General features: G+C 67.0%; 25 protein-coding genes. 6 read left to right on the top strand and 19 right to left on the bottom strand.

What is annotated here, in order from left to right; translation table 11 throughout:
- Positions 1 to 17: 17 nt before the first annotated feature.
- Positions 18 to 437 carry a ChaB family protein gene (locus tag ABQF30_RS04240; protein ID WP_448461351.1) on the bottom strand — a complete coding sequence of 140 codons (420 nt, stop codon included), beginning with the start codon at positions 435 to 437 and terminating at the stop codon, positions 18 to 20.
- Positions 438 to 531: 94 nt separating this feature from the next.
- Positions 532 to 663, bottom strand: coding sequence for a hypothetical protein (locus ABQF30_RS04235; protein WP_448461349.1), 132 nt, complete (start codon positions 661 to 663; stop codon positions 532 to 534).
- A 95-nt stretch (positions 664 to 758) separates the two neighbouring features.
- Here ABQF30_RS04235 and ABQF30_RS04230 point away from each other — a divergent pair, with 95 nt between their 5' ends.
- Positions 759 to 1,304 carry a DUF6328 family protein gene (locus ABQF30_RS04230; RefSeq protein ID WP_448463425.1) on the top strand — a complete coding sequence of 182 codons (546 nt, stop codon included), beginning with the start codon at positions 759 to 761 and terminating at the stop codon, positions 1,302 to 1,304.
- Here ABQF30_RS04230 and ABQF30_RS04225 read toward each other — a convergent pair.
- Positions 1,272 to 2,258, bottom strand: coding sequence for an LLM class F420-dependent oxidoreductase (locus ABQF30_RS04225; protein ID WP_448461347.1), 987 nt, complete (start codon positions 2,256 to 2,258; stop codon positions 1,272 to 1,274). The two genes, ABQF30_RS04230 and ABQF30_RS04225, sit on opposite strands and share 33 nt — an antisense overlap.
- Before the next feature lie 51 nt (positions 2,259 to 2,309).
- On the opposite strand from ABQF30_RS04225, the gene ABQF30_RS04220 reads away from it, so the two are divergent.
- Complete coding sequence (locus tag ABQF30_RS04220) at positions 2,310 to 2,654, top strand: hypothetical protein (RefSeq protein ID WP_448461345.1); 345 nt, start codon at positions 2,310 to 2,312, stop codon at positions 2,652 to 2,654.
- Between the two features lie 57 nt (positions 2,655 to 2,711).
- Here ABQF30_RS04220 and usfY read toward each other — a convergent pair whose 3' ends face one another.
- The 3 genes from usfY to ABQF30_RS04205 form a co-directional block, all read right to left on the bottom strand.
- Positions 2,712 to 3,020, bottom strand: coding sequence for a protein UsfY (gene usfY, locus ABQF30_RS04215; protein WP_448461343.1), 309 nt, complete (start codon positions 3,018 to 3,020; stop codon positions 2,712 to 2,714).
- A gap of 102 nt (positions 3,021 to 3,122) precedes the next feature.
- Entirely contained in the window at positions 3,123 to 3,278 is a 156-nt protein-coding gene (locus ABQF30_RS04210; protein WP_448461341.1) for a DUF6131 family protein, read from the bottom strand.
- A gap of 14 nt (positions 3,279 to 3,292) precedes the next feature.
- Entirely contained in the window at positions 3,293 to 3,511 is a 219-nt protein-coding gene (locus ABQF30_RS04205) for a hypothetical protein (RefSeq protein WP_448461340.1), read from the bottom strand.
- Positions 3,512 to 3,886: 375 nt separating this feature from the next.
- Here ABQF30_RS04205 and ABQF30_RS04200 point away from each other — a divergent pair, with 375 nt between their 5' ends.
- Complete coding sequence (locus ABQF30_RS04200) at positions 3,887 to 4,318, top strand: STAS domain-containing protein (protein ID WP_448461338.1); 432 nt, start codon at positions 3,887 to 3,889, stop codon at positions 4,316 to 4,318.
- Here ABQF30_RS04200 and ABQF30_RS04195 read toward each other — a convergent pair.
- Entirely contained in the window at positions 4,315 to 4,770 is a 456-nt protein-coding gene (locus tag ABQF30_RS04195) for an anti-sigma factor (protein WP_448461336.1), read from the bottom strand. The two genes, ABQF30_RS04200 and ABQF30_RS04195, sit on opposite strands and share 4 nt — an antisense overlap.
- Positions 4,771 to 4,879: 109 nt before the next feature.
- Between ABQF30_RS04195 and ABQF30_RS04190 the strand changes: the two genes are divergently transcribed.
- Positions 4,880 to 5,896, top strand: a complete 1,017-nt coding sequence (locus tag ABQF30_RS04190) for a DNA topoisomerase IB (RefSeq protein ID WP_448461334.1) — start codon at positions 4,880 to 4,882, stop codon at positions 5,894 to 5,896.
- Here ABQF30_RS04190 and ABQF30_RS04185 read toward each other — a convergent pair.
- The 10 genes from ABQF30_RS04185 to ABQF30_RS04140 all read right to left on the bottom strand — a co-directional run bounded on the left by ABQF30_RS04185 (position 5,893) and on the right by ABQF30_RS04140 (position 16,912).
- The gene (locus ABQF30_RS04185) at positions 5,893 to 6,906 is read right to left on the bottom strand and encodes a Ppx/GppA family phosphatase (RefSeq protein ID WP_448461332.1); all 1,014 of its coding nucleotides are present in this window, start codon (positions 6,904 to 6,906) and stop codon (positions 5,893 to 5,895) included. The genes ABQF30_RS04190 and ABQF30_RS04185 overlap by 4 nt on opposite strands.
- A 62-nt stretch (positions 6,907 to 6,968) precedes the next feature.
- Entirely contained in the window at positions 6,969 to 8,258 is a 1,290-nt protein-coding gene (locus ABQF30_RS04180) for a UDP-glucose dehydrogenase family protein (RefSeq protein WP_448461331.1), read from the bottom strand.
- On the bottom strand, positions 8,255 to 9,223 hold the full coding sequence (locus ABQF30_RS04175; protein WP_448461329.1) for a glycosyltransferase family 9 protein: 969 nt from the start codon (positions 9,221 to 9,223) through the stop codon (positions 8,255 to 8,257). Before ABQF30_RS04175 ends, ABQF30_RS04180 begins: the two co-directional genes overlap by 4 nt.
- Positions 9,214 to 9,900, bottom strand: a complete 687-nt coding sequence (locus ABQF30_RS04170) for an SDR family oxidoreductase (protein WP_448461327.1) — start codon at positions 9,898 to 9,900, stop codon at positions 9,214 to 9,216. The genes ABQF30_RS04175 and ABQF30_RS04170 overlap by 10 nt, the downstream gene beginning before the upstream one ends.
- Positions 9,901 to 9,916: 16 nt before the next feature.
- Positions 9,917 to 11,281 carry a D-glycero-beta-D-manno-heptose 1-phosphate adenylyltransferase gene (rfaE2, locus tag ABQF30_RS04165; RefSeq protein WP_448461325.1) on the bottom strand — a complete coding sequence of 455 codons (1,365 nt, stop codon included), beginning with the start codon at positions 11,279 to 11,281 and terminating at the stop codon, positions 9,917 to 9,919.
- On the bottom strand, positions 11,274 to 11,846 hold the full coding sequence (locus tag ABQF30_RS04160) for a D-sedoheptulose-7-phosphate isomerase (protein ID WP_448463423.1): 573 nt from the start codon (positions 11,844 to 11,846) through the stop codon (positions 11,274 to 11,276). Before ABQF30_RS04160 ends, rfaE2 begins: the two co-directional genes overlap by 8 nt.
- Before the next feature lie 11 nt (positions 11,847 to 11,857).
- On the bottom strand, positions 11,858 to 12,880 hold the full coding sequence (locus tag ABQF30_RS04155; protein ID WP_448461323.1) for a glycosyltransferase family 9 protein: 1,023 nt from the start codon (positions 12,878 to 12,880) through the stop codon (positions 11,858 to 11,860).
- Positions 12,877 to 14,352: an HAD-IIIA family hydrolase gene (locus ABQF30_RS04150; protein ID WP_448461321.1), complete on the bottom strand. Its 1,476-nt coding sequence runs from the start codon at positions 14,350 to 14,352 to the stop codon at positions 12,877 to 12,879. The genes ABQF30_RS04155 and ABQF30_RS04150 overlap by 4 nt, the downstream gene beginning before the upstream one ends.
- Complete coding sequence (locus tag ABQF30_RS04145) at positions 14,349 to 15,959, bottom strand: carbamoyltransferase family protein (RefSeq protein WP_448461320.1); 1,611 nt, start codon at positions 15,957 to 15,959, stop codon at positions 14,349 to 14,351. The genes ABQF30_RS04150 and ABQF30_RS04145 overlap by 4 nt, the downstream gene beginning before the upstream one ends.
- Positions 15,960 to 15,967: 8 nt before the next feature.
- The gene (locus ABQF30_RS04140) at positions 15,968 to 16,912 is read right to left on the bottom strand and encodes an NAD-dependent epimerase/dehydratase family protein (RefSeq protein ID WP_448461318.1); all 945 of its coding nucleotides are present in this window, start codon (positions 16,910 to 16,912) and stop codon (positions 15,968 to 15,970) included.
- Between the two features lie 40 nt (positions 16,913 to 16,952).
- On the opposite strand from ABQF30_RS04140, the gene ABQF30_RS04135 reads away from it, so the two are divergent.
- On the top strand, positions 16,953 to 17,834 hold the full coding sequence (locus tag ABQF30_RS04135; protein ID WP_448461317.1) for a glycosyltransferase family 2 protein: 882 nt from the start codon (positions 16,953 to 16,955) through the stop codon (positions 17,832 to 17,834).
- Between the two features lie 5 nt (positions 17,835 to 17,839).
- Here ABQF30_RS04135 and ABQF30_RS04130 read toward each other — a convergent pair whose 3' ends face one another.
- Together ABQF30_RS04130 and ABQF30_RS04125 are read right to left on the bottom strand one after the other, a co-directional pair.
- On the bottom strand, positions 17,840 to 19,075 hold the full coding sequence (locus tag ABQF30_RS04130) for a glycosyltransferase (protein WP_448461315.1): 1,236 nt from the start codon (positions 19,073 to 19,075) through the stop codon (positions 17,840 to 17,842).
- 17 nt (positions 19,076 to 19,092) lie between these two features.
- Positions 19,093 to 20,064, bottom strand: a complete 972-nt coding sequence (locus tag ABQF30_RS04125) for a glycosyltransferase (RefSeq protein ID WP_448461314.1) — start codon at positions 20,062 to 20,064, stop codon at positions 19,093 to 19,095.
- A gap of 78 nt (positions 20,065 to 20,142) precedes the next feature.
- On the opposite strand from ABQF30_RS04125, the gene ABQF30_RS04120 reads away from it, so the two are divergent.
- Complete coding sequence (locus ABQF30_RS04120) at positions 20,143 to 20,367, top strand: hypothetical protein (protein ID WP_448461312.1); 225 nt, start codon at positions 20,143 to 20,145, stop codon at positions 20,365 to 20,367.
- The last annotated feature ends 5 nt before the right edge of the window (positions 20,368 to 20,372 follow it).

Genomic DNA, 20,372 nt, shown 5'->3' with positions numbered 1-20,372 from the left:
CGGTCGCCAGTGCCCGCTCAACGCCCGGACCGGGTCTCGCGGCGGTTGACTTTCTGGATCGCGTCGACCAGATCGTCCTTGGTCATGTTTGTGCGGCCCCGGATGTCGAGGCGCCCGGCGACGTCCATCAGGTGCTTCTTGCTCGCGTGTGCGTCAACGCCTTCCGAAGACTCACCTGAGGCATTGGGACCACCGCTGCGGGCCCGGTCGTCGGACGGTCCTTGATGTTCCTTGGCTTCCCAGTGATCGCCGACCTTCTCATAGCTGTGCTTGAGCGCCGAGTACGCGACGCGGTGTGCGCGCTCACCCTCCCCGTAGGACTCGGCAGCCGAGTCGTGTGCTTTGGCGAAGGTCCGTTGCGCCTTTGCCTCTGACTTCTGCAGGGTGCTGGGCAGCTCACTTTCCTTGGCCTTGCCCCGCTTGGTGGTCTTCGGCACGAGTCAACACACTCCTCTCGATGGGTGCCGTCATGGATCGTGATCACGGGATGCCCGGGCGGTGTCGCCTGGAAACCCCGAACCCGACCCGACATCAGGTCATCATCGGCGCCAGGATGATGAAGGCGATCGCATACACCCCGGCGATTATCAAGATCAGCGCGACAAGCGCCACGCAGGCCGCTATCAAGATGCGCTTGAGCGTGCGCGGGGACGTTCCTTCCATAACACCGGGATACCCAGAAACGCACAGTCACACGCACCTGCCGCCCGCCGGTGGAAACGCGTCGCCACCAGTCGAGCAATGCGATCATCGACGGCATGGGCGCGGACAGTTCCGACGAGCACCAACGTTGGGACGAAGCCGCCCGCCATGAGACGGAAGCCGAACGGCTCGATCGGAACTGGGCGAGCCTGCTGCAGGAGCTGCGCGTGGTGCAGACCGGGGTGCAGCTGCTCACCGGCCTGCTGCTGACGCTCCCGTTTCACGACGGATTCGAGGAGGTCGACCACACCATGCGGATGGTCTACCTCGTCACGGTGGCCTGCTCGGTGATGGCCACCGCACTTCTCATCGCACCAGTTGGCATGCACCGCATGCTGTTTCGCCGGCGCAGGCTCAACCTGTTGGTGTCCGCCGCCCATCGATGTGCCTACGCCGGGCTGTTGTTCCTCGCCGTCACGATGGCAGGGGTGACCATGCTGATTTTCGACACGGTGGGCGGACGCGGTGCCGGGGTGATCGCCGGGCTGATCACGCTGGTGACGTTCGTGGGTTTTTGGCTTGTACTGCCGCTGGCCATGCGATCCGGTGACCCGATGACGGCCGAAAGGTCATCCCACGTCGGCTCGGAGCGCGGCGAGTAGCGGTTTGGCAGCCTCATCGAGGAACTGATCCTGGCTCTCGCCACCGATCTGGATCAGCGCGATGTCGGTGAACCCGGCCTCGCGGTACTCATCCACCGCCGCGACGATGGCATCCAGATCCGGCCCGCACGGGATGGCGGAGGCGACGTCTTCGGGCCTGACGAACTGGGTGGCGCCGGCGAAACCCGCAGGCGTCGGCAGGTCCGCATTCACCGCCCAACCGCCGGCGAACCACCGGAACTGCTCATGGGCTCTGCTGATGGCGGCGTCGCGGTCCGGATCCCAACACACCGGGATCTGCCCGATCACCCGGCCTTCCGGCAGCACACCGGTCACCTGGCGCCGGGCATTCCAACCGTCGACGATTGCCCGGTCCGGCGCGACGTTGATCAGGTGATCTGCCGCGACGGCGAGCTTTTCGACAGCTTTCTCGCCGGTCATCGAAACGCCGATCGTCAGCGGCACGTCAGGCACATCCCAGATGCGGGCGGAGTCGACCTCGAAAAATTCTCCCCGGTAGTCGACGAGCTCGCCGGTGAGCAGTTCCCGGATGATCTTGATGGCCTCGGCGAGCATGTCGAGACGGCGCTCGACGGTGGGCCATCCACGCCCCACCACATGCTCGTTGAGGTTCTCGCCGCTGCCCAGGCCGAGGGTGAACCGGCCGTCGGCCAGGATCTGCAACGTGGCGCCCTGTTGAGCGACCACCGCGGGGTGGTAGCGTATCGTCGGACAGGTCACGTAGGAGTACAGCTGCACCGACTCGGTCGCGTGGGCGACCGCACCCAACACGGGCCACGCATTGGGAGCGTGGCCCTGGGTGGCCAGCCACGGCGAGTAGTGGTCACTGCACACCTCGAAGTCGAATCCGACCTGCTCCGCCGAAACTGCGTAGCGGACAAGATCTTTTGGTCCGCTCTGTTCGGTCATCAAGGTGTATCCGAATCTGGTCATGGGAGAACGGATACCCGTGGGCAAGCCCGCGAAACTGGGTACCCGAACGCCATGACCCAAGCACATACCGAGATGCAGCAGGACCGGACACAGCGACGATTCAGGCTGTCGACGACCTGGTTACTTGCCCTATTGACGATTCCCGCGGCAATTGCGGTGTTCCTGTACGGAATGGGTGCGGTGATGAGCATTGCCGGCTGCCCCGGCGATACCTGTGCGGACGCCGGACCAGGCGAATTCTGGTTCGGAATACTGTTTTACGGCGCACCGGTGATACCGATAGTCACCATCGCGGTGACGCTGTTCACCGCCCGGCTGCGATGGGGCATCCTGGTACCGCTCGCAGGACTGGTGCTGTTGGCCATCGATTTTGCCGTCTTGGCGCTCACGTTCTGATCGAAGCAGCGCAGACACCCGCCCGGCCGGCGACGGCCGGGTCGGTATGCGCGGCGCTCAGCTACTCGGCCGCTGCTTCATCACTCCGGGATGCTCTGCGTACCAACGCTCCTCGATACGCCTGACCCTCATGTGTTCGAGCGCCAGCCACACCGATCCGACGAGGAATCCGGCCGCCGACAGACTGCCGATGGTCAGACCGACATCGGGATGGCCGGTGGCGAACGCGGCCAACGAGCCGACGAACATCACCAGCGCAACTCCGATGAGAATCAGCGCGGGCATGATGACGTTGTCCTTCATCGATTCCCCGGCGTGCGGCCGGGTCGTCCTCGCATGGTCAACCGGATCTTTCGGGCCTTTCATGGCTGCTCCTTCCCGCCATATCACTGCCCTGGCAATCGTGGGCTGCCTCCACGGTAGAACGATCCGAACCCGCAGGTGGACAAACGAACATCGCCGGCCGGGTCAGTACCAACTGCGGCGGCCTCCGACCGGGCGCCCCATCGAGCCCAGGAGCCAGAACACCGCTCCGACCACCAGCAGGATTATCCCAACGACCCACAGCCAGTAGACGTTCAGCACCAATCCGAGGATGAGCAGAATCGCTCCGAGCACAATCATGATGACCTCACTTCTCAGATGGCGATGGGATTCATCGCGCTGGGTTCCGGCAAACGGCATTCGCCAACTTTCGGGTTGACGCCGGCGTAGTTGAGTGGGCCTGCCAGCACCGTGAGGGCGATATCGCCGGCGGCCGCACAACTGGTTTCTCCACCCTTGAAATAGTCACGCTGCCATGCCGCGACCACGCCGATCACGAGCCAAATCAACACGAGCAGTCCGAGTAATCTCATGCGGCGCGGATACCCGGCTACTTCGTAGGCCAAACATCTGGCAAACCGCTTCTCGCCCGTTTCACCCAGGCCGAACTGTCTGATTTGCAGTCATGGGCACCACTGAGCACAGTACGCAGCGCTGCAGCAAACTGATTTCTCCTGCAACGACTTTGACGATATCGGCGGTGGTGGTTGATGAGAACCGTCTTACATCGATTGTTCGAAGTAGCGGTCTGGCGTAGAGTCCGAATCAGGTTGAGTTCACAGCCAGCTGGAATCGTCATCGACATGCAGGGCAGTGTGAACGCCTGCAGTCGCGGCTTTGAGCGAGCAGAGCCTGAACCTGACGTGACCACAGTACGAATCGTTAGTTTCTACTGATGGAGTCACCCAATGCCTACAATCAGCGTCGCCAAACGAGCTATACCGCTCCCTGGCGACTCCACGAATCGCGCACAGTTTGCCGCCCGCCGGTTGGCGCCGACGACGGCCATTGTCAGCGTGCACGGCGAACTGGACGCGTCGAATGCGCCCGAGTTCACCGATTACACGCTCGAACATGCGAAACCGAGCGGCAAACTCGTGCTGGATCTCAGCACGGTCGCCTTCTTCGGGGCGGCCTGCTTTGCCACCCTTCACACATTGAACATCCGGTGCGCCGGCGAGCACATCGACTGGGTACTGGTGCCCAGTAAGGCCGTTCTGCGGGTGTTGCGGATCTGCGACCCGGATTCCGCCCTGCCCACCTCCGCGACGCTCGCCGGGGCGTTGTCAACGCTGCAGACCGAGCCACGACAGTTGCAGTTGGTCGCCGACACGCTTTAGCAGTTTGCCGAGGCCCATCTTCGCCGCGTGGTCAGCGCAATTCCGAATACCTGTCTTCCGTCGGGCTCCGGCCCCTCGGAGAAGGTGCTGACCTCGTCGGTCAACGCCGCCAGCACCCGACGACTGAAGCTGCCGAGGCCGACGTCGCCGGGGCTGGCGCACGTGGTCGACGCGCGGACGACAAGCGCGTCGGCCCGCGGCTGGACCGCGACCAGCAAGATCGAGTCCGCCGCGGCCGAGTTGATCAGCACAGCACACGCCTCGTCGACGGCGAGTTGCAGATCCGCGACCGTATCGAGGTCCAGATCCTCGAATGCGGCCAAGGCGGCCAACACGGTGCGCAGCATGGACAATCGCTCCGGCCGGGCCTTGACCCGAACCTCCACCGACCGGTACCGGTAGGTGTGGGGACGCTGCGGGCGGGGTAATCGCTCGCGGTGAAGACGAGTCACTGGCGCGGTGTATTGGGACTGCCGGCCATTCCCGCGAACGTGACGGCCTGACGATGACATGTTTGCCGGATACCCACGCTGAACCGCAGATAAAACTGGGCAGGCCGACATGCGACTGCGTCGAAGCGTAGTGCGCGGGCCCGGCCTGCACCGGGTGCGGCGGGGTCGCGTATTCAGTTACCGCGATGACAGTGGGGAACCGGTCACCGATCCGGCGACCCTGCGGCGCATCGATGAACTCGTCATTCCGCCGGCCTGGAAGAAGGTGTGGATCTGCCCATATCCGAACGGGCATATCCAGGCGGTGGGTACCGACGTCGCCGGCCGGCGACAGTACCTGTACCACCCGCAGTGGCAGGAGGAACGCGGTGAGGAGAAGTTCGACCGCGTGCTCGAAATGTCTGCTGCACTGCCGGATTGGCGGCGGCGGATCACCGCTGATCTCACCAGCCGCGGACTGCCGTGCGAACGTGTCCTTGCTCTCGGTCTGCGACTGCTGGATCTCGGCTATTTCCGGGCCGGCGGAGACCAGTACGCCGAGGAGAACAATTCGTTCGGAATCGCGACGCTGCTGCGCGAGCACATAACGCTGCATGCCGACGCGGTCGAATTCGACTATCCGGCCAAGAGTGCGGTGCGCCGCACGCTGGTGGTCCAGGATCCCGACGTGATCCGTGCCGTGCGCACACTGCAACGCGGGCGGCAGCCCGGTGACCGGTTGTTGGCCTACCGAAATTCCGATGACTGGACCGAGATTCATGCCGAAGACCTCAACGCACGGTTCAAACAGCTGGTCGGCGACGACTACACCGTGAAGGATCTTCGCACCTGGCATGGCACGGTGCTGGCCGCCGAAGCCTTCGTCGAGGCCGACCCCCCGGTCGACGAGAAGGTGATCAAGCGGGTCGAATCGGCGGTGATGCGAGAAGTCGCAGAATCGTTGGGCAACACCGCAGCTGTGGCCCGCAGCGCCTATGTCGACCCGCGCGTCGTGGAGGGATACCGGGCCGGACTGACGATCGCCGCAGGCGTCCGACGGGCGGCGCGCGTCCGGAATGCGGACAAGCGTCAGGAGATCTTGGAACGCAGCACCGCCCGGATGATCCGAAAGGTGTCCTCCAGCTAGCTCTTTCGCAACATCGTGGTGACGGTGGCCGCCTGGGCGGACTCGTCGAAGGTCAACGGCTGCAGGGTCAGCTCACCGTCGGGTATTCGCAGCGAGGTCAGGTACTCGAGCATGATGCCTTCGCGTAACGCCCAGGGGCTCACTTCTGCCTGATCGATGCCGAGGCAACGCATGGTCTCGAACGCCACGACCGCACCGCCGAGCACCTGCCAGGCCCGCGCCGGCTTGACCCCGCGGAACTGGGCGCGCTCCTGTGCGCTGACGGCCATCAGTTCCCGAATGAGCGCACCCACCTGAGATCTGGATACGACGCGACGAACGAAGGGGCCCTTGCGCCCACAGGCCGCGCCGCCGAACCTGGCCAGTTGCTTGAATGTTTTCGAGGTGGCCACCACCCGACGGGGAGTTCCTTCCCACTGCACCCGGTTGGCCACCTCGCGTACCTGCTGCCGCACATGCCTGCGAAGGTCCTTCACCTGGGCTTTCGACGGCGGGTCGGGCCGCAGGAATGCGGTGCTGACACGACCGGCGCCCAGCGGAAGCGACACCGCGAGTTCCGGCGCCGCATCGCGCCCGAACGCGAGTTCCATTGAGCCGCCGCCGATATCGATGTTCAGCAGACGCCCGGCCTGCCACCCGTACCAGCTGCGCACCGCGAAATAGGTCAGCCGGGCCTCCTGCTCACCGGTGAGGAAACGAAGGCGGGTCCCGGTTTCGGAGGCGACCAGTTCCAACACCTCGTCCCGATTGGCGCAGTCCCGGATGGCTGCGGTGACGAAGGGGTACAGCTGATCCACGTTCAGCGCGTGAGCCGAGTCGATCGCGTGGCGGACCGCGGCGACGATCCGATCCATTCCGCTCTGCCCGATCGCGCCCTCGATGCTGGCCTCCTCCCCCAATCGCGTCGGTATCTTCACCGCGCGAATGGGCAGCGGGGGCGCACCGGCAAAGGCGTCCACCACCTGTAGCTGTGCGGCGTTCGAGCCGACGTCCAATACTCCCAGCCGCATGTGCCCACTCCTTGCGCACCACGTGTGCCCCTGCTGGTTACCCGTACCGGGATGGCTCAAACTCAGAACCCCAACGGCTTTCCGTTGCCGAGATACATCAGACCACTTTCGGCGACCAGAGCAGGATCGAGCAGATTGCGGGTGTCCACCACCACTGCACCCGGCGCCTGCTCGGCGATCTGCCGCCAGTTCAGGTCACGGAACTCCGGCCACTCGGTGAACACCACAATGGCGTCGGCGTCCTTGGCGGCCAGGTAAGGATTGTCGACCGCCGACACGGCCGCCCGCCGCAACGCCTGCTGGTCGATCATCGCCAGCCGGGGATCGTATCCGGTGACCTGCGCCCCCAGCCGGGCCAGCTCACCGCTGACCGCAAGAGCGGGCGAATCGCGCACATCACAGGTGCCTGCCTTGAACGTCAGCCCGAGCGCGGCCACGCGCGCCGCTCCCAGCCGAACGGGCATGGTGCGGGTCAGCGCGGCGACGATCCGGCCGGTCTGGGCGGCGTTGGTCGCGCACGCCGAGGCCACCTCGGGAAGTTGGACGCCGTAGTGGCGGCCTGTGTCCAGCAGTGCCGAGGTGTCCTTCGGCAGGCACGAACCGCCCCAACCGGGGCCCGGCGCAAGGAAATGCGGCCCGATGCGCACATCGGCTCCCATGCAGCGGGTGACGTCACCGATGTCGGCGCCCGCCCGCGCACACAGTTCCGCCAACGAGTTCGCATACGAAATCTTCAGCGCCAGAAACGCGTTGCTGGCGTATTTGGCGAGTTCGGCGCTTTCGGGGCTCATCCGCAGGGCCTCTACGTTGGCACCGTAAACCTTCTCGATGGTGTCGGCTGCGGTGTCGTCGTCGGCGCCGATCAGGACGCGGTCCGGATGCCGGAAGTCGTAGATGGCATGGCTTTCCCGAAGGAATTCGGGGTTGGACACGGTCCGTACGTCTCGACTGCGCAGGCGGCCGGCGACCCGACGGGTCGTTCCGACCGGAACCGTCGACTTCATCGCCAGGACCGAGCCGCAATCCAGGACGGAAGCCAACTCGTCGACGACGGCATCGACGGCACTGAGGTCGGCGGAACCATCCGGGCCACTGGGCGTGGGGACACAGACGAACACCACATCGCGATCGGCCATCACGGTGTGATCGTCACTGAACCGCAGGTTTCCGGCTCGCAGGCCGGAGTCCAGCAGTTCCGGCAGACCGGGCTCGTCGAGCGACGCAATGCCGGACCTCAACCGCCGCACCCGGTCGGTGTCGACATCGACGCACACCGTGTCGTGATCGCGTTCGGCCAGACACACGGCAGTGGTGAGGCCGACGTACCCGGCACCCATGACTCCGACTCTCATGCCGGCACCCCCAGCACGCCCGTCACGGCGTCGAGCACCCGGGCCACCGTGATCAGCAGCAGGCCGCTGTGGGGCTCATCGCCGTGCGGGTCGCCCCTGTCACCGGCCCACAACGCAACGTGCGGACCATCGCCGCGTGGCCCCCAACGGCTCGGTGGGGTCGGCCCGAACAGCAGCACCGACGGCGTGCCCGCTGCGGTGGCGATATGCCCTACTCCGGTGTCGCCACAGACCAGCAATCGGCAGTCGCTGATCAGCGCGACCATGCCGAGCAGATCGAGAGTCCCTGCCAGCAACGCGGATTCGGGTAGTCCGGCGAGGTCGACGACCGTCCGCGCAAGCTCGATCTCGTGGGCGCCACCCGTCACCACCACCTCGTGGCCACCGTCGCTCAGTGCCGCCGCGACCGCGGCGTAGCGCTCGGCCGGCCAACGGCGCGCCGGGAAGGCGGCACCCGGGTGGACCACCACGACCCCGGCCCGGGCCGGATAGTCCGACGGCCGCTCGACGCCCAGATCGGTCGGGTCACAAGGGATACCGTGCCACGCCAGCATGTGACACCAACGGTCTACCTCGTGCAGGTCGGTGCGCCACGGCGCGCCTGGCAAGTCGGGGTAGCTGCTGTGCCGGTGGCTCATTATCGTTTTCGGCTGCAGCGCAAGCAGATCGGCGATACTCTCCGGACCGCTGCCGTGCAGGTTCACCGCGATGTCGGGCGGGGGCTGCCGGCGAGGTAAGCAGCCGAGTCCCGGGGTGGGCTCGACATCGGTGATCGCACCGGACAACATGGCCAGTTCGCGGAACCGATCGGGGACGGCCAGTACGACGCGTGCGGACGGATAGGCCCGCCGCAGTCCACGCAGAGCCGGGAACGCGGTAAGCAGATCGCCCAGCCCCAGCGCGCGAAGCACCAGGATGTGGTCGACCTCGGCCGACGCCGGGGGCCCGCCCGGCCTCACGGCCACGACGACTCCGTCGAGGCGCACACCACCAACTCCCGCACCTCGCAGCCGGCGGGCTGGGACAACGCGAAAACCACGGTCTCGGCGACGTTTCCGGGCTCGTTGAGCTTGGTACCCGGCGGCGGCTTGTACTGCTCGTCGCGGCCGTCGAAGAACGGGGTGTGCATGCCGCCGGGGATCAGCGTGGTGACCCCGACCTCGCCGGCGAGTTCAGCTGAAAGCGCCCTGCTGAAGCCGACGACACCGAATTTCGACGCACAGTATGCGGTGGCATCGCTCACGGCTTTGATGCCGAGGGTCGACGCGCATGTCACGATCCGTCCGCCACTGGCCTTGAGGAACGGCAGCGCCGAGCGGATCACCGCCACCGTGCCCAGCAGGTTGACGTGGATCACCTGCTCCCAATCCTTGACGCTCACATCGGCGAGCTTGCCGCACGAGTCGATGCCTGCCGCCGTGAAGACGCCGTTGACCACTCCGCCGGCCTGCTCGGCCAAGGCGCTGACCGCCGCGTCGACCGCCTCGGTGTCGGCAAGGTCCGCTGATTGGAACGCAACGTCTGACGTAGGTGTCTTGCGGTCGATGACCAACGGTGTACCACCTTGGCGTGCAACGGCTTCCACGGTTGCCGCGCCAAGTCCCGATGCACCGCCGGTGATGATGATGTTCCCCAGAGTCACGTTCTGCCCCTCTCGATCACGACCGCATCGCGGCGATCAGCTTGGAAGATGAGTAACCGGCTACGGTCGGCAGTAAAACCACTTCACCGCCGTGCCTGCGCACCACCGGCGCTTCGGGGAGGTCGGCTTCCGTGTAGTCGCCGCCCTTCACCCACACATCTGGGCGCAACCGCTCCAGCTGCCGCTCGGGTGAGGATTCATCGAAGATGACGACGGCATCCACGCATGCCAGCGCCGAAAGCACTCGCGCCCGGTCCGCCTCGGCCATCACCGGCCTGCTCGGGCCCTTCAACGACCGCACCGACGCATCGGAATTGAGCAGCACCACCAGCGCATCACCGAGTTGGCGGGCCTGATGGAGAAGCCGAACATGCCCGGTATGCAGCAGATCAAAACATCCCCCGGTCGCGACCAACCTGCGCGACCGGTAGCGCAGTCGGTCCCGCACCTCGGCAACGTCGGCCACGACGGGCGCGGTCTCGGTGCCTGCGCCGCCCTGAGCACCGAAGGTCGCCGGACTGGACACTCCGACCGCGCCGCCCGTGGCAACGAACCGGCTCGCCGCATCCACCGCACCGGCCACCACCGGGCCGACATCCTCGCCATCGGCCAGCGCAAGCGTCGCGGCGACCGCGAACCGGTCCCCCGCACCGCAGGTATCGGACCGTCCCGCCCCCGCGAATGCTGAACCGGGAATCGAAATCTGCGTCGACGGTGCGGTTTCGGTCGCCAACACCGCGCCCTTGGCGCCGAGGGTCACGCTCACCGCGCGGGCCTGCCATTGCCGGCGCAGCGCATCTGCGGACTGCTGCCCAGCTTCGGCCTGGTTCGGCGTCACCAACCAGCACCCCGGAACCGGCTGGGCGCCACGGGGATGCGGATCCCACACCAACGGAACACGATCGCCGACTCGGCTCAAGAGCCGGCGCACGCCGGGATGTGCGCTCACGCCGCGGCCGTAATCGGCCACACACACCGCACGGGCGTGCTCGAGTACCGCGGCAACCGGTGCGGGCACGTCGTCGCCGCATGCGATGCCGTCGCCGTAGTCGAGCCGCAGCATCGACTGTCCGACAGCACGAATCCTGGTCTTGCACACCGTGGTCCCCGACATCGGCAGCGGCAGTACCGTCACGCCGGCCGAACCCAGCAGCTCGATGAGCCTGCGGCCATCCGCGTCGTCGGCGATCGCGGTCACCAGAACCACGTCCGCTTCGACGCGCGCGGCGAGCACCGCCGCGAGACCGGCGCCGCCGGGCCGCTGCCAGATCCGCTCGGCATCGACCACCGGAACCGGCGCCTCCGGGCTGAGCCGGGTGGCACTGCCTTCGATATCGACGTCGAGCATGCAGTCCCCGACGATCACAAGCGGGCTAACCACGGTGGCCGCCCAACACGCCGCCGTTGTCCGGCAACGAATCGTCCAGTGCGATGCACAGCGAGTGGACCAGGAGCAAGTGGATCTCCTGTACGGTCGCGGTGCTGGGGGCCTCGACACAGATCGCGTCGTCGGACATCGCCGCCAGCGGGTTGGGGGCGGGCCCGGTCAACGCCCAGGTCGTCAATCCCAGTTCGTGGGCGGCCTTGACTGCTGCGAGCACGTTCGGGCTGGTGCCGCTGGTTGACAGCGCTACCAGCACATCGCCAGGCCTACCATGGGCGCGCACACCGCGCGCGAATATCTCGTCCGCGCCGTAGTCGTTGCAGATGGCGGTCAACGCCGAGGTGTCGGCGTGTAAAGCGATGGCCGACAGGGGAATCCGCTCGTCGCGGAACCTGCCGACCAGTTCGGCCGTCAGGTGCTGGGCCTCGGCGGCACTGCCTCCGTTGCCGCAGGCCAACAGGCGGCCATCGGACGTGAGTAGGTCGGCCAGATGACGACCCCACCGGGCCAGCCGCGGCGCCTCACGATCAATGCGGTGCGCTGCCTCAGCCAACGCTGACATATGCGTGGTAATCACGATTTCCTACCTCCCAGTCGATCGACGGCGGCCAGCAGTTCGGTGTCGGTGATGCCGTCCAGACACGGATGGCCTGGCACCGGGCACGTGCGGGCGCGGGTTTGACGGCATGGCGCTTGCTGATCGCCGAGCCGAACCACGTTGTTGGCGTAGGGACTCCACTGCGATGCGGGCACCACCGGCGCGAACAAGGACACCACGCCGACGCCGACGGCCGCGGCCAGATGCGCCGGACCGGTGTTCGGCACGACCACCACCTCGGCATGCGCGAAGACGCCCGCCAAGGTGGCCAGCGTGGTGGCCCCGCCGAGGTCGACCGCGCAACTACCCGCCACCTGCGCAGTCAGGTCCCGCTCGTGGGCGTCCCCGGTGACAACGACGCGATAGCCTGCGGCAGCCAGCGCCCGCACCATATCCGCGCAACGGGCGGCGGTCGGCCGGCGTGCAGGCACCGCCGCGCCCGGATGGAACACCACAAACGGTGCTGGGCCGAGCTTTTCGGCCAAATCATGGGGCACCGACGGCGGCGTCCGTACGCGCAGCGAGCCGTCATCGCGGGCCCGCAGATCGAGGCCTGCCGCACGGACCAATGACAGCGCGCGCTCCGGCTCGGGTATCCCCGCCTCGACCCGATGGCGAAGGTTCAGCAGGGTGCCCGGGTAGTCCTCACTGATCGCCCCGACCCACCGCACCCCAGCCATCCGGCAGATCAACGCCAGCGGCAGCGGCGACTGGTGAAACGAGGTGAAGATGAACACCCGGTCGGCGTCGACGTCGCGGAGTTCCTTGACCAACGCTGCGACGTGATCGGCAGTCAGTTCAGGTGAGTCGAAATCGACCCAGGGCGCCTGCCATTCGATGATGTCGTCGACCCCGGGCAGCAACTCGGCGGCAGCGCGACCGCGCGGCCCGGCCAGGAAGGTCACCGAAGTGTGGGCGGCCGCGACAGCGCGCACGGCCGGCCCGGTGATGAGAACGTCACCGGCGCTGTCCAGCCTCGCCACGACCGCACGACTCATCGCGCGTCCCGGAGTACAAGGGACACCGCATCCTCCAGCGTCGGGGCTACCCTGGCCTGTGCGCGGGCGTCGACAACCTCCTGTGGCAGCGTCCTTTTCGTCGGCACGAGCACCGCATCGGCATCAGCGGACAGCGCCGCGCGCACGTCCCCACCGGTGTCACCGATGAGCACACACCGGGTGGGTTCGACACCCAGCGCCTCGGCCGCCGCATACACCATCCCCGGTGCAGGCTTACGGCACACACAGGCGTCGTCGGCGTCATGCACGCAGATCTGCCAGGAATCGAACGGCCCCAGCAGCGCGTCCACCCGGGCGTTGACATCGGCCAGCTCGCCGTCACTGATCAGGCCCTTGGCAACACCAGATTGGTTGGACACCACGGCGAGCAGTAACCCGCGCTCGCGCAACCGATTCAGGGCGTCCACCGCCCCCACCAGCGGGCGAACCCCGGCGGGATCGTTGAGGTAGGGGCCGTCCTCGATGATCGTGTCGTCACGGTCGAGCAGCACCGCCAGCGGCGGGTCACGGTGTGCAGCACGGAATTCCCATTCGCCGCGCAGCCGGTGTGCGACCGCCGCCGGTGGAATGAGCACACTGGTGACGAGCATCCGGATCGCTTCGGTGACGGTCCGGCGCCCCGCCAGGAATCGGCGTATCGCGAATTCGGCGGTGAGCGCGCACCATCCGAGGCGTGCCCACCGCGCTAGCCGCATTGGGGCCAGGATCGCCATGAGCGCCGCCGCGGTGGTCGCCGCATGGGCGGGCAGGCGTCCGCGGCCCTCTCCGACCGCCTGCCGCCAGCCGCGGCCGAACTTGCGGCGCATCAGCGCATCGTCGCGATTGCCGATCTGCGCCCGTACGCTGCTGCTCCACGTCGCCGACGCGACCGGATGCCGCGATCGTCTCGATCCTCCGATGATCGTGTTTCCGGCCATGGTGATTCGCAGTCCCAGATCGGAGTCCTCGCGATAGGCCCGCGGAAAGCGCTCGTCGAAACCGCCGACCTGCACCAGCGCCGAACGCCGGTAGGCCATGTCCGCGGTGATCCATTGGGCGTCGGCCAGTCGTTGCGTGCGGCGCTCGTCATCGGTGCTGCGCCGCCCGGGACGCACCGGAACGTCGATGATCGCCTGCGAACCGACGGCACCGGCGGCTTCGGCGGCCGACAGGTCCTGATCGAGCGCGGTGAGCCAGCCGGGATCCGGCCGCACATCGTCGTCGAGAAAGCAGATCCAGCGCGCCGTGCAGCTGCGCCAGCCGACGTTGCGGGCGGCCGCCGGACCGCGGCCGCCACTGCGCAGCACCGTCACCGGGAGGTGCGCCGCAATCAGTAGGGGCTGGTCGGGATCTGGGCGATCATCGACGATCACCACCGCCTCCGGCGCCGGGCCCTCTGAGGACTCGAGCGCGGCCAGCAGCCGCTGCAACGTCTTGCGGCCGATGGTGGGCACCACGATCGCGAAGCTCACCGCCGCCTCCGCACGACGAACGGGCCGATCGCGAGCATGTCGATCGGTGCACTGCCGAAGCACTCCAAGGCATCCCGCGGGCTGTCGACCATCGGCCGGCCCGCGGTGTTGAAGCTGGTGTTGACGACGACCGGGACGCCGGTGCGCTCGGCGAATCTGCTGATCGTGGCGTGCATAAGGGCATCGGTGTCGTCGACGGTCTGGATCCGGGCCGTGCCGTCGACGTGCGTTACCGCCGGGATCCGGGATTGCCACGCCTGCGCGACGTCGTGCACGAAAAGCATGTAGGGACTGGGAATCGGTCCGCCGGAAAAGATCTCGGCGGCCCGTTCGGCGAGCACCATGGGTGCGACCGGACGGAACTGTTCGCGTCCTTTGACGGCGTTGAGCCTGTCCAGGTTCTCCTTGCGCCTCGGATCGGCCAGGAGCGACCGCCGGCCCAGTGCCCGCGGTCCGAACTCCGACCTGCCCTGAAACCACCCGATTATCTGATCGTCGGCCAATGCGTCGGCGACGGTGGCGGCGAGATCGTCGGGCCGGCCATGCGGGACGGCGGCTTCGGTGAGGGCGGCACCGATCTCGTCGTCGGACCAGCCGCGGCCCAGCGCGGCCGTCGGCATCGGCGAGATCGGCTCGCCGGCTTCGGCGGCCAGTGCCAGCGCAGCCCCGAGCGCGGTGCCCGAATCGCCCGCGGCCGGCTGCACCCACACGCCTGCGAAGCCGCCCCTGTTGTGGATCTTCGAATTGGCCACACAGTTGAGCGCCACTCCCCCGGCGAGACAGAGGTTCTCGTGGTCGGTGCGGGCGCGCACCCAGCCGACGAGGTCGAGCAGGACCTCTTCGAGGACCTGCTGCACACTGCAGGCCAGGTCGACGCGGTCGTCCCAGCCGGTGCCGAACGCCTGCCAGTCCACCGGCTCGGTGCGGAAGCCGCCATCCCCCGTGGTGTACACCAGGTCGCGGAACTGCTCGGCGAAACGTGGTGTCCCGTATGACGCCATGGCCATGACCTTGTACTCGTCGCTGGACCGCTTGAAGCCGAGATGTTCGGTGAGCTCCTCGTACAGCAGGCCCAGCGAATGCGGCAACTGCTGGGTGGCCAGCACGTCGAGCTTGTTGTCGGTGTAGCTGCCTGCGAGCATCGAGGTGCGTTCACCGCGGCCGTCGACAACGAGCACCGCACAATCCGGATGCGGGGACGCCAACGCGCTCGACGCGGCGTGGGCCACGTGATGCCGGACGTGCTGAACGGTCGCCGGATCCAGCCCCGGCAAGGCGGATTGGAGAAACTTCGGCGCTCGCTCGGCATAGAGGGTGCGCAGGTACTCCCAGTCCCGGTCGAGCCCGTCGAGATCAGTGCTGCCCTGCATCAGCCGGGGATCGTACGAGTAGCCGACCGCGTCGAGGTCCGACGGTTTCAAGCCGGCCTGCTCCAGACACCAGCGAGCCGCGGAGACCGGAAGTTCCCACGTGGAGAACGCGACGGCCGCTTTCCCGTGCTTGCGACGGCTGAACCGCTCCTCCTCGGCGGCTGCGACGATCTGCCCGTCGACCACGAGCGCGGCGGCCGGGTCGTGGAACACTGCGTTGATTCCGAGTACGCGCACGTATCCTCCTAAAATCCTTGTCGGGCAAACCATTCGAGTGTTCTGGTCAGACCTGTTCGGTAATCCACCCGCGGCTGCCAGCCGAGCTCTCGGCGCGCGGCGGTGATATCGGGGCACCGCCGCTCCGGGTCGTCGTCGCCCCGCGCCACGAACTCGATGGGCGACTGGCTCGCCGCCAGCCCGCGGATCACCTCCGCGATCTCCAGGACCGTCAGTTCATGGGGATTTCCGATGTTGATCGGTCCTGCACAGTCGGATTGGGCCAGGGCCAGCATCGCATCGACGGTGTCGTCGACGTAGCACAGTGACCGGGTCTGCCGACCTGTGCCGTGCACCGTGATCGGCTCCCCAGCCAGGGCCTGTCGGCAGAAGGTGGGGACGATCCGGCCGTCATCTCCGCGCATCCGCGGCCCATAGGTGTTGAACAGCCGCGCCACCCCGACATCGGCTGACCGCGCCCGCGAATAGGCGAACGCGAGTGCCTCGGCGAACCGCTTGGATTCGTCGTACATGCTGCGCGGACCGACGGGATTGACATTGCCCCAATAACTTTCGCGCTGCGGATGTTCAAGTGGATCGCCGTACACCTCGCTGGTCGAGGTCAGCACCAGCCGGGCATCGCACCGCTCGGCGAAATCCAGCGCGTTGGCCGTGCCCAACGCGCCCGTCCGCAGGGTCTGCACCGGCATCCGCTGGTAGTCCACCGGTGAGGCCGGAGAAGCCAGATGGAACACCGTGTCCACGGCGGGTACGTCCGTCAGTGGCTCGTTGATGTCGTGACGAAGGAATTGATACCCGTCGTGGTCACGCAGGAGATTCTCGGCGGTGGGCGCGCTGGTGGACAGGTTGTCGACACAGATGACCTCGAGGCCCGTCTCGAGCATGCGCTCGCAGAGATGGCCGCCGAGGAAGCCGCCGCCCCCGGTCACCAGAACACGCTTCAGTTCATGCATGGGGGTTTGCCGATCGCCGTCGTGGGTAGTTCGCCCGGTTATGGAGGACCCGGTTTCGTTCGTCATCGCCAGCCGTAATCGATCCGCCGAGCTCACCTCGGTGGTGACCCGCCTGCTGGACACCACCGCGTGCCCCATCACCGTGGTGGACAACGGTTCCGACGACGATTCGGTCGAGGCCGTGCGGCGCGTCGCGGCGCGTTCGGCTGATCGTGTGGTGGTGATCGGTCTGAGTTCCAACCTCGGCGCCGTCGCCCGCAATATCGGAGTGTCGGCCTGCCGCACGCCCTACATCGCGTTCTGCGACGACGACTCGTGGTGGGAGCCCGACGCACCCGCACGGGGCGCGGCGATCTTCGATGAGTACCCGCGCGCCGCAGTGCTCGCGGCGCGCACCGAGGTCTGGCCGCAGCGCCGCGAGGACCCCATGGTCGCGCAGCTGGCGAACAGCGCGCTGGGCCACCGTGCGGACCTGCCCGGCCCGTCCATCCTCGGATTCCTGGCGTGCTCGGCGATGGTGCGCAAATCGGCCTTCGAGGCCGCCGGGGGGTTCAGCGGCATCCTGCACTTCCGCGGCGAGGAGCAGCTGCTCGCGCTGGACCTGGCCGCGCGCGGTTGGGCGCTGTGCTACTGCCCCGAGTTGACGGCGATCCACCAGCCCTCGGCACATCGTCCGACCACCGCCGCCCAGGACGCCCGCAGCCTGCGCAACGCGGTACTCACCACCTGGCTGCGCCGGCCGGTGCGGCACTGCCTCGGCGCGGCGGGATCGCTGTTGCGCGCCGCCCCGCGGGACAGCGAGCATGCCCGGGCCGCCGCCGAGGCGATCGTCCGCCTGCCTGCGGTGGTGGCACACCGCAGGCAACTGCCCGCCGACGTCGAGGACGCGCTCGCCCTTCTTGAGCGAGGTGATCATCAGTGAGCCCGTCATCCGGACGACGCAGTTGACGACGCAGTTGAGGTCACCGGTCGTTGATAACCCGTCGGACCCAGCCGGTCGTACACGCGGAGGGTGTCCGCGGCGATGCGATCCCAGGAATAGCGTGACCGCGCCCTGTCACGACCTGCGGCTCCGAGGCTCTGGCGCAGGAAGTCGTCACGCAGTAGTCCGCTGAGGACATCGGCGAGCAGATCGGGGCGCTTGGGCCGCACCAGGCGACCGGTCACCTCGTCGACCACGGTGTCGAGCATCCCGCCGACCGCGGTGGCCACCACAGGTACGCCGCAGGCCATGGCTTCAAGTGGCACGATCCCGAACGGTTCGTACCACGGGGTGCAGGCCACCACATCCGCGGACCGCAGCACCTCCGGCATCTTGTCGCGAGCTACCGAACCGCACAGCCGCACCCGGTCGGCGACGCCGAGTTCGGCGGCCAACTGACGGAGCCGGCACGCCTCCGGATCGCGTGCGAGGCCGGCCCTGGCCGGGCCACCGACGATCACTAACTCGCTGTCGGGAAGACTCGGCAGCGCCCGGATAACAAGATCAAAACCCTTGCGTGGCACAAACCTTCCCACGCTCACAATGCGGTGGCGGGCGCTACGAGGCGATTTCCTGCCCTCCGGGGTGAACAGTTTCAGATCGACCCCGCACGGCACCACCGACGTGCGCGACCGCGACCGGCCCAGCCGCATCAGCTCGAACACCTCGTCCGTGCAGGTGGCCGCGACCCAGGTGGCGCTGCGCGCTACCGTGGCTTCGAGTTTCAGGCGTGCGGCCGGGCTGGTGTCCTGCGCCCCCTGGTGGCGACGCTTGACCACACCCAGGGCATGGAAGGTTTGCACCGCAGGCAGATTGAGGTGTCGCGCGGCCAGCTGAGTGGCGACACCGGACATCCAGAAGTGCGCGTGTACGACATCGGGGCGATCCGCCGCCCACTCGCTGTCGAGGAACTGGGCGAACTGCCCCATGTACTGCAACAGGTCGTCTTTGGGAATCTTCTCGGGCGGGCCGGCGGGCACGTGGACGACGGTGTAACCGTCTGGTGTTTCGATCCGCTCCGGCAGGCCGGGATCGTCTCGGCGCGTGTAGACCGCAACGCGGTGCCCGCGACGGGCCAACGCAGCGGACAACGCCGCCACGTGTACGTTCTGGCCACCGGCGTCGACGCCCCCGAGCGCGGCCAACGGGCTGGCATGCTCGGAAACCATTGCGATCTTCATCTACGCCTCCTTCAGATTCATCGGCAACAGTCATCGATGACGAGATCCCACTCGCCCAGGAACCGGTCAAGCGCAAAATGCGCCATGGCGAATTCGCGAGCTGCTTTTCCCGCGACCGTCGCCGCAGGTAGGTCGGTCACAAACCCCTGCAGCGCGTATGCCAGTGTCTTGACGTCCGCACTGACGACGCCGGCTTCGGCAGGCACGACCAGCGGTGCCATGGTCGATGCGACAGCCACCACCGGCATACCGAGGTACATCGCCTCGACCAGCGACAGCCCCAGCGAAGTCCATCGGGCCGTGTGCACATAGACACGGCGTCTGGCGATCTGGTGCATCAACCGGGTGTGCGGCACATCGCCCTTCCCACGCACGGCACCGCACCCGCTCGACGGGTTCAGTTCGAGGGAATCGATGCCCCAGACGTCGATCGGTACGTGGCTGCTCAGCTCGGAGAGCAAATCGGCGCCCACGGTCCGCCAGCGGCGCATCGGCTCGTTGATCATCGTCCCGGCTGCCGTTACCTCACCGGTGAACAGATGACCGGGGTCATCGACGCCATGGGTGATCATGGCGGTGGGCGCCACCCCGTTGTCCCACATGAGTCGGTTGAAGTCGGTGACATGCACCAGCGTGATGTCGCGGCGGTCGGCGACCGGATGGGTGCTGTCGACCGCATACGGGCGGGGGGTGTTGTGCTCGACGTAGACGGCGGGAATGTCGACGCCCGGCCTACGTCCCAGCAACTCGGTGGTGAGATCGATCTCTTCGGGCCGCTGCAGGACCACCATGTCGATGTCCTGGCCGCGGAGATCCTCAATCGAAATCTCCTGCGCCCGTGGCCAATTGCGTCCGGCCAGACCGCGACCATCGGCGTCCTTGGCTGCGTTGACAGGGATCAGGTAGCGATGCCGACCCGCGACGAACGACTCCATCCAGGAGCCGTGCACGTGCCACGCGAGGATCGATCGCGTGTGGTCTACGGTCATGGCCCCGAAGTACCCGGGCAACCCACTCTTAAACGCGCGAAGAGTTTGATCGAGTACTTCTCGGGTATCCCGTGCAGCATGGAACGTCACGACGTGCCAGACGAGGTTCCGGTGCCGGACGCCGTCGAGCAACGACAGGACCCGACAGTGCCGGCTCTGGACGAGGAGGCCGCCGCGTCATCGGATGACAATCCGCCGTTGGAAGCCGCCGATCCGGATTGGCAGGAGCAACGGGAGGTTGTCGATTCGCCGGAACCCGACGAGTACGACCGCGCCAGCGACGAGTACGACCGCGAAGGCTAGGACGG

Source organism: Mycolicibacterium sp. XJ870, assembly GCF_053483975.1.
Note: the sequence above shows the minus strand (reverse complement) of the source record. Positions and strands in the feature narration are given on the sequence as shown.